Source organism: Methylophaga sp. (assembly GCF_965655755.1).
GTDB lineage: Bacteria > Pseudomonadota > Gammaproteobacteria > Nitrosococcales > Methylophagaceae > Methylophaga.
Genome location: NZ_CBFHHW010000024.1, coordinates 19,798 through 27,862 on the forward strand (window position 1 = coordinate 19,798; position 8,065 = coordinate 27,862).

Consider the following 8,065-nt stretch of genomic DNA (forward strand, 5'->3'; position numbering starts at 1 on the left):
CAGTCTGGCAGCGCATCAGAAGGCTGCTGACTATACTGCGGCAAAAGGCAAGTTTAATCGCAGTGAAAGTCTTTTCGGTATGGTGTTATTACTCGTGTGGACTTTTGGTGGTGGTTTAGCTTTGTTATCAGGAGCCTGGTCGCAAACCGGCTTGAGCCCGATGCTCGGAGGCATAGCCTTTTTTCTCAGCTTTCTGGTAATTGGCTCCTTGTTGGAATTGCCCTTTTCATACTACAAAACCTTCGTGCTGGAAGATAAATTCGGCTTCAATCGCAATACGCCGGGTTTATTCATCTCTGACTTTCTGAAGCAAACCCTTTTGACCATCATCATGGGCGGGCTGTTGATCTGGGTTGCTTTATGGATGATGGGCAGTGCCGGTGAATACTGGTGGCTTTATCTCTGGGCTGCCTGGATGGGGTTTGCCCTTATTATGATGTGGGCTTACCCTGCGTTTATTGCGCCACTGTTTAACAATTTCACTCCACTGGAAGATGCGCAGTTGCAGCAACGGGTTGAAGATCTACTGGCTCGTTGTGGTTTCAAAAGTCAGGGCATCTTTGTGATGGATGGTTCACGTCGCAGTGGCCACGGCAATGCTTATTTCACCGGATTGGGAAGCAATAAACGTATTGTGTTTTTTGATACCTTACTGAACACCCTAAACGAGGATCAAATTGAAGCGGTATTGGCGCATGAGTTAGGTCATTTCAGACGTAAGCACGTGGTGAAAAATATGTGTGTGATGGCTGCTATCAGCTTGGTTGGTCTCGCCTTATTAGGTTGGGCATCCGGCGAAGCCTGGTTTTATGAAGGCCTGGGGGTCAGCACACAATCCAACGCGATGGCGCTGGCATTATTTATGTTGGTGATTCCAGTCTTCCTGTTCTTCCTGCATCCATTGATGACATCGCTGTCACGTAAGTATGAATATGAAGCCGATGACTATGCGGCTTCAGTCTCTAACTCCGAAGATTTGATTACGGCGCTTGTGGCCTTATATCAGGAGAATGCCAGTACCCTGACCCCTGATCCATTGGTTTCAGCGGTGTATGACTCGCATCCACCGGCTGCCATGCGAATCGCTCACTTACAGTCCAACACGGCGTGATATGCGTTTTACTCTGTTGATGGTAAGTTTCATGTTCTGCGCCAATGTGTTGGCGCAGGGCAAAAGCTTACATGACTCAGCCTGCCTGCAGTGTCATGCGTCAATAAGTGGGGGAGAGCCATACCAGCTCTACCAGCGGTCTGACCGAAAGGTAAAGTCACTGTCGGGTTTAACAAAGCGGGTTAAGCATTGTGCGCTTGCTGCAGATGTAAACTGGGATAATACACAACGGCAAGCGGTAGTGGATTTTCTACAAAACAGTTTTTATCAGTTCTAGAGAAAATTGACTCGGTTTCGTCCATCATCTTTGGATTTGTAGAGTGCTTTGTCAGCACGTTCCAATAAGGTCAGCGGCGTATCCTGGGGCTGATAACTACTTACACCGACCGACACTGTAACCTGACCAATCGACTCATTACTGCCTTTTTTCTTGAGGCGGCTCTCGGCAAATTTTTCACGGATTGATTCGGCAATGACAAAACTTTCTTCAAGATTCTTGTGGAGGAAAATCATCGCCATTTCTTCGCCACCAAAACGAGCCGCAAGATGAATATCATCGCGATGGTCATTCATCAGCGAAGCAAAAAATTGCAAAACACGATCGCCGAGCACATGACCAAAGGTATCATTCAGACGTTTGAAGTTATCAAGATCAAATAAAGCCAGAGAAAACACTCTGTCCTCCTGATGGCACAAGCTTTGGAGCTCGCGATTGAATGTGCCGCGGTTGAGCAGGCCCGTAAGGCCATCTGAGCGGGCTGAGTGTTTAACAGCTTCCAGTTCTTCCCGCAGCTTCACGATTTCTTCTGTCGACCGCATTAACTCTGTTTTCAGCTCAGAGCTACTTGAGGTGAGTTGTTGGGTGTTAAGTAAAATTTCACTGACAAGATTTTTGAGCTCCTGTGCGTCATGACAGTTTTCAATTTGTGACTGGCTCTGGGTGAGGCCACTTGTGCAATGACTGGCCTGAGTTTCCACGCGGTTGATGTTTTCAAGAGTGTTGTCGACTACCAGTTTCAAGCCGGTGTTGGTTTTATCGATCCGATCTGGCATCCCCATCAGCACATATTTTTCGTAGAAAGTTTGTGTGATTTCATTGGTGATGGGTTGGTTTTTACTGAGACGATTATCAATCGCTGTCGTTAAGGCTTCATTGTCGCCGGAAACGTATTCGTACCAGACGGCATAATTAACTGGATTTACAGGCGTCTTAAATTGATTAACAAAGGGTAGTGTGCGTCGAAGATGCTCTGAGGCTTGTTGAAATTCATGATCGTAAACCGGGGGGAAAGACGACGATTTAGTCACTGATGTACACTCACTATGGTCCAATATTGACAATAAGAATTACTGAATTTTCAAGGAATATCAAGCTCTCCAGACGTGATAAGAACGCCAAGCTATCAGTAAAGCAAGTATGACCGTGATTACAGGAATGCTGAGGATCATTGTTTTGCTCGCGATTGCGGCAGATGCGGCAATAAAGGTGATAAAAAGAAAGCTGAGCATAACTAGGTTCTGAATCCAGTTATTACCCGCCAGAATGGTGCCTAGCTGACCAGTTGGTGCGTGAAACTGTATCAACGCATTCAGTGGAATGATAAATAAACCACCGAACAGACCAAACCCAGTGATAGCACAAGCAAAGCTGACAGTGGTGCTGAGTTGTGGCAGCACAAAAAGCACAACACTCATGCCGACCGCGCCGACAGGAATGAATATCGTCCTGATCTGTCCTTGTTTGCCGGAGCCTGCAATCAGAGAACCGATAATGATACCGATGCCTGAACATGCCAATAAGCCCTGAATGATGATGGTGTTGTCTTCAGCAAGAACGATTTTGGCAAATGCCGGAAAGGTGGCAAGGAAGGTTTGCGAAATTCCCCAAAACATGGAGAGCCCCAGAATGGCATACCATATGACAGGGTTCTGATAGATTCGGCGGAAGTTTTGACGTAAAAAATGACCGCCCAGATACTGATTCCAGTTAAATTTCTCGACCCGGGTTTCAGGGTGGGTGACAGGTAAGCGACATGCTAGAAAAAATTCCATACAAGACAAAAAGACCAATAGCCAGCCAACGACAGCAATGTGCTCAATAAGCTGGGCCTCGTTGTTATATGTCTCTCCTGCTAAAGTCATTTCAAACAGGATAGTAAAGACAAAAATACCACTCAAAATGGCGATAATGGTCGTGGCCTGCATAAAGCCATTTGCCGACGATAATCTGCCATTTCCGGCCAATTCACGAATGTAGCCGTATTTTGCCGGTGAATAGATAGCACTTTGCGCGGCAAGGATCAGCGTCATCGCGAAGGCAAATACGAACCAGCCCTGGTAGTAAGCCAGCGTAATGAGCAGGGTAATTATGATGGCGGAAAAGGCCGTCACTCGCATGATTTTGGGTTTGTTGAAACGATCTGAGAGAAATCCTGCCGGGGTAAAAAGTAAAATAAAAGGTAGCAGGATCAGGCTATTGATAATAGCGGTAAGGCCCACTTGGGCAGCATCATCATAGATTTTAAAGATCGTGTTCTGGATCAGTATTTTATGGCCGAGGTCGACCATCGCATTGATAAAAGCAACGGCTAAAAAGCTTTTAAACCCAGGCAGTTTTATTGTGGTCAGCAGGCTGGATTGACTCACGCTAGCTAAGAGTCCCGCAACTTCACCGCCAACACGTCACATTCTGCATGGTGCAAGACCGCATTCGCTGTCGAACCGAGTAACAGTTTAATGCCATGACGGCCATGCGAGCCGACGACAATTAAATCAACCTGATTTTCTTCAGCAATACGCACGATATCGTGACCGGGACTGCCGCACTCGACCCACTGTTGCTTTTCTGGGATAGCCAACGCTTGCGCGAGTTCTCTCAGTTGTTTTTTTCCTGACTCAAGCAAAGCCTCACGCATATCAATATCGACACTTATCATCGGCTCATAGGCAAAATCGGTAAGCGGAAAGTCTTCAACGATGTGACAAATGCTGAGTTTCGACTGATAGCGTTCAGCTAAAGCCTGCGCTTTGTGACATATTTCATCGCTGTGATTGGAAAAGTCGGCGGCGATAAGAATGTGTTGATACTCAGAAGTCATGACTATTCTCCCAATAAAAAAGGGCAGTGACCTGCCCCTTTATTGTATGACTGATTGCTTAGTCGTTGTCCAGGAATCGCTCTGCGTCCAGTGCGGCCATACAGCCCGCCCCTGCCGAGGTGACAGCCTGACGATAGATGGGGTCTGATACATCGCCTGCAGCGAAGACACCGGGCACGCTGGTTTCGGTGCCTTTTTTGAGAATGATGTAGTCGTGTTCCATTTCCAGCTGACCTTTAAAAATGCCGGTATTGGGTTGATGACCAATCGCAATAAAGACACCCTGAACATCAACTTCCTGCATGCTGTCATCTTTAGTGCTTTTCACGCGAACGCCCGTGACGCCAGCATCATCACCGAGTACTTCGTCCAGAGTATGATCCCAGAGAATTTCAACGTTGCCTTCTTCCGCTTTTTTCAGCAGCTTATTGCTGAGAATTTTTTCTGAGCGGAATGAATCACGACGATGAATAACCGTGACTTTGGATGCGATGTTAGATAAGTAAAGCGCCTCTTCTACAGCGGTGTTACCGCCACCGACCACCGCAACGGGCTGGCCTTTGTAGAAGAATCCATCACAGGTTGCACAAGCCGAAACGCCACGGCCCTTAAAGGCTTCTTCTGATTCCATACCCAGATATTTGGCAGAAGCGCCCGTAGCAATAATTAATGCGTCGGCTGTGTATTCACCGGCATCACCAATCAATTTAAACGGGCGCTGACTCAGATCTGTGGTGTGTATATGATCAAAAACAATTTCGGTACCAAAGCGCTCAGCATGTTTTTGCATGCGAACCATTAACTCTGGTCCCTGAACACCTTGATCATCACCCGGCCAGTTATCAACATCAGTGGTCGTGGTTAATTGACCCCCTTGTTCGATGCCCGTAACCAGCACAGGATCCAGCGCAGCACGCGCTGCATAGACTGCGGCAGTGTAACCCGCTGGACCAGAACCAAGAATCAGTAAACGACTGTGTTTGCTGTCAGCCATAAAGAATGCCTCCGAAAGGATAATCAAGTGTTTGCAGTAGAGTACGCACTGCGGTGAGTTTGGACAAGCATATAAGTTGAAAAGCTGTGTTAAAATCAGGCGTTAATTTATTGGCTGAGTTGGAAATATTACTGTGGCACAGGCAACACGAGTAAATGACAAGCAGAAACAGGACGTCAACTCTGGCGCAGTCGGTTTCCGTCTGCGTGAAGCTGCATTGATTTTAGCAATCGCTTTAGCAGCCTATTTGTTGCTGTCTTTATGGAGTTACCAGCCAACCGATCCGGGCTGGTCGACCACCGGAGCGGATGATTTTGTTGCTAACAGTGGCGGTATTGTCGGTGCTTGGTTAGCAGATGCACTTCTCTATGGCTTTGGTTTTCCCGCTTATCTTTCACCGTTGATGCTTGGTTTCAGTGGTTGGCTGCTTTTTAGTTGGGGTAAACGCGCTGATAGTGAAGATGCTTTGCATTTCTGGGTGCTGAAAAGTGTGGGATTGATAATGGCTCTTGCCGCTGCCAGTGGTTTGTCAGCCCTGAGTCTCAATGAACATGCGCAATTGATGCCACTGGGTGCGGGTGGTGTGCTCGGTGAAGTGGTTGGCCATGGTTTTGAAGCTGTTTTCGGTGCTTCGGGGACAAGTCTCCTTTTACTGGCGGTTTTATTGACTGGGGTCACGCTGTTTACAGGTTTATCCTGGCTTATGGTCATAGACAAGCTCGGCAGTGTCGCGATGGTTGTGGCGACCTATATTGGTCGTTGGCTACGTGAAATGAAGGAAAATTTGCAGGCGCGCCGAACCAAACAACAGCGTGAAGAAACCTTCCGACAACAAACGGAAAAACTTCAACATCAAGCGAAAGTGCGCATTGAACCAGTAATCGAGAAAAAAGAACCGAGCAAGCGCGAAGAAAAAGAAAAACAGGTGCCCCTATTTGAAACTGCGGATGCCCCTGGAATGCCTGCTCTGGCATTGCTGGATATGCCTCAGGAGAGTAAACAGGCTTATAGTGAAGAAGTGTTACAGGCGCTCTCACGCCAGGTTGAACTCAAGCTCAAAGATTTCGGTGTACAGGTGCAGGTGGTGGAAGTGCAACCCGGCCCGGTTGTCACACGGTTTGAGTTACAACCCGCGCCGGGCATTAAAGTTAGTCGTATCAGTGGTTTGGCGAAAGATCTGGCCCGTGCATTATCTGTCAGCAGTGTGCGTATCGTTGAAGTGATACCCGGTAAGCCGGTGGTCGGACTGGAAATTCCGAATGAATCCCGTGAAATCGTGCGTTTACGCGAAATTCTGGCCTGTGAAGAGTATGAAAACAGCAAATCAATGTTGATGATAGCGTTGGGTAAAGATATTGCTGGTCGTCCTGTTGTTGCTAACCTTGAAAAAATGCCGCACCTCTTGGTGGCTGGTACGACCGGTTCCGGTAAGTCGGTTGCGGTCAACGCTATGATTTTAAGCCTGTTGTACAAGGCAACACCGGAACAAGTGCGCATGATCATGGTGGATCCGAAAATGCTAGAACTTTCGGTGTATGAGGATATTCCACATCTGTTGTCTCCAGTCGTCACGGACATGAAAGAGGCGGCGAATGCACTGCGATGGTGTGTGGCAGAAATGGAGCGCCGCTATCCTTTAATGGCTGCCTTGGGTGTCAGGAATGTTGCTGGCTATAACAAAAAGGTTAGAGAAGCGATTGATCGTGGTGAGCCAATAAGCGATCCGACCATTGAGGTAGAACCTGGCGAAGTGGCACCTACGCTGGAGCCGTTACCCTTTATTGTTGTGATCATCGATGAGTTGGCCGATATGATGATGGTTGTCGGTAAACAGGTTGAAGAATTGATCGCACGCCTGGCGCAAAAAGCGAGAGCCTCGGGTATTCATCTAATTCTGGCAACGCAAAGACCTTCAGTGGATGTCATTACCGGCTTGATTAAAGCTAATATCCCAACCCGTATGGCTTTCCAGGTATCGTCACGCATTGATTCACGAACGATTCTGGACCAGATGGGGGCAGAACAATTGTTGGGGCAGGGTGACATGCTCTATTTACCACCAGGCTCGGGTTTACCGGAACGTGTACACGGCGCCTTTGTTGACGATCATGAAGTGCATCAGGTGGTGGCGCATCTTAAGAAAAATGCCGCCCCCAATTATCTTGAAGAAATCACACAGGATCCTGCTGGTGATGACGATGGTAGCGCACTGGGTGATCCCAGTGATGCGGAATCGGATCCGCTCTATGACCAGGCGGTACAAATTGTCACAGAAACTCGCCGCGCATCAGTGTCCGGTGTTCAGCGACGGTTGAAGATTGGTTATAACCGTGCCGCTCGCATAGTTGAGGCGATGGAAGCGGCTGGTGTTGTTTCGGCTATGCAAGGCAATGGAAGCCGTGAAGTATTAGCGCCCCCACCAAGAGATTAGACGGGAACCAGACTGCCTGTCAGCAGTCTGTTCACTATTGATATGACAACGGAGTCGTTGAATGACGATGCAAAAATTAATAGCAGGTCTTTTTCTATCCCTGTTTATGCTTCCTGGACTGATTCATGCTCAAAATACAGGCGCTCAAAAATTAAATCAGTTTGTAGATAAGGTCGATACCTTTCAGGCTGAATTTGAGCAAACAGTGATTGATCCTGAGGGTAAAATAATGGAACAGGCGCAAGGTCAGTTTCTTCTTGCTCGTCCCGGAAAGTTTCGTTGGGATTACGAAACACCTTATCCACAAAAAATTGTCGCTGATGGTAAAAATATCTGGTTTTACGATATTGATTTGGAACAAATAACGGTTAAGTCACAACAAGAAGCATTAGCCGAAACGCCGGCGACATTGCTGTCTGGTGAATTGGTGC

Annotated in this window: 7 protein-coding genes; 3 read left to right on the plus strand and 4 right to left on the minus strand. The window is 47.6% G+C overall.

Annotated features, from left to right (window positions below; translation table 11 throughout):
* Positions 1–1,111: M48 family metallopeptidase (locus tag ACTF5U_RS08880; protein WP_438971270.1), on the plus strand; the 1,111-nt coding region annotated here is incomplete at its 5' end.
* A 273-nt stretch (positions 1,112–1,384) separates the two neighbouring features.
* On the opposite strand, the gene ACTF5U_RS08885 is transcribed toward ACTF5U_RS08880, so the two are convergent.
* From ACTF5U_RS08885 to trxB, 4 genes are read right to left on the minus strand one after another with little or no spacing between them, the layout of a single operon-like run.
* Positions 1,385–2,419, minus strand: a complete 1,035-nt coding sequence (locus ACTF5U_RS08885) for a GGDEF domain-containing protein (protein ID WP_438971271.1) — start codon at positions 2,417–2,419, stop codon at positions 1,385–1,387.
* 60 nt (positions 2,420–2,479) lie between these two features.
* A complete protein-coding gene (locus ACTF5U_RS08890) occupies positions 2,480–3,757 on the minus strand; it encodes an MFS transporter (RefSeq protein WP_438971272.1) in 1,278 nt (425 codons plus the stop codon).
* A 5-nt stretch (positions 3,758–3,762) separates the two neighbouring features.
* Positions 3,763–4,209 carry a universal stress protein gene (locus ACTF5U_RS08895; RefSeq protein ID WP_438971273.1) on the minus strand — a complete coding sequence of 149 codons (447 nt, stop codon included), beginning with the start codon at positions 4,207–4,209 and terminating at the stop codon, positions 3,763–3,765.
* Positions 4,210–4,267: 58 nt separating this feature from the next.
* On the minus strand, positions 4,268–5,203 hold the full coding sequence (trxB, locus tag ACTF5U_RS08900) for a thioredoxin-disulfide reductase (RefSeq protein ID WP_438971274.1): 936 nt from the start codon (positions 5,201–5,203) through the stop codon (positions 4,268–4,270).
* A 133-nt stretch (positions 5,204–5,336) separates the two neighbouring features.
* Here trxB and ACTF5U_RS08905 point away from each other — a divergent pair, with 133 nt between their 5' ends.
* Together ACTF5U_RS08905 and lolA are read left to right on the plus strand one after the other, a co-directional pair.
* Positions 5,337–7,634, plus strand: coding sequence for a DNA translocase FtsK (locus tag ACTF5U_RS08905; protein WP_438971275.1), 2,298 nt, complete (start codon positions 5,337–5,339; stop codon positions 7,632–7,634).
* Positions 7,635–7,695: 61 nt separating this feature from the next.
* Positions 7,696–8,065 (plus strand): outer membrane lipoprotein chaperone LolA (lolA, locus tag ACTF5U_RS08910; protein WP_438971276.1); only part of this gene is annotated, 370 nt, incomplete at its 3' end.

What these genes read in the sequence shown, in the direction of transcription:
- trxB (WP_438971274.1), bottom strand. Translation starts at nt 5,203, where the DNA reads ATGGCTGACAGCAAACACAGTCGTTTACTGATTCTTGGTTCTGGTCCA.
- ACTF5U_RS08895 (WP_438971273.1), bottom strand. Translation starts at nt 4,209, where the DNA reads ATGACTTCTGAGTATCAACACATTCTTATCGCCGCCGACTTTTCCAAT.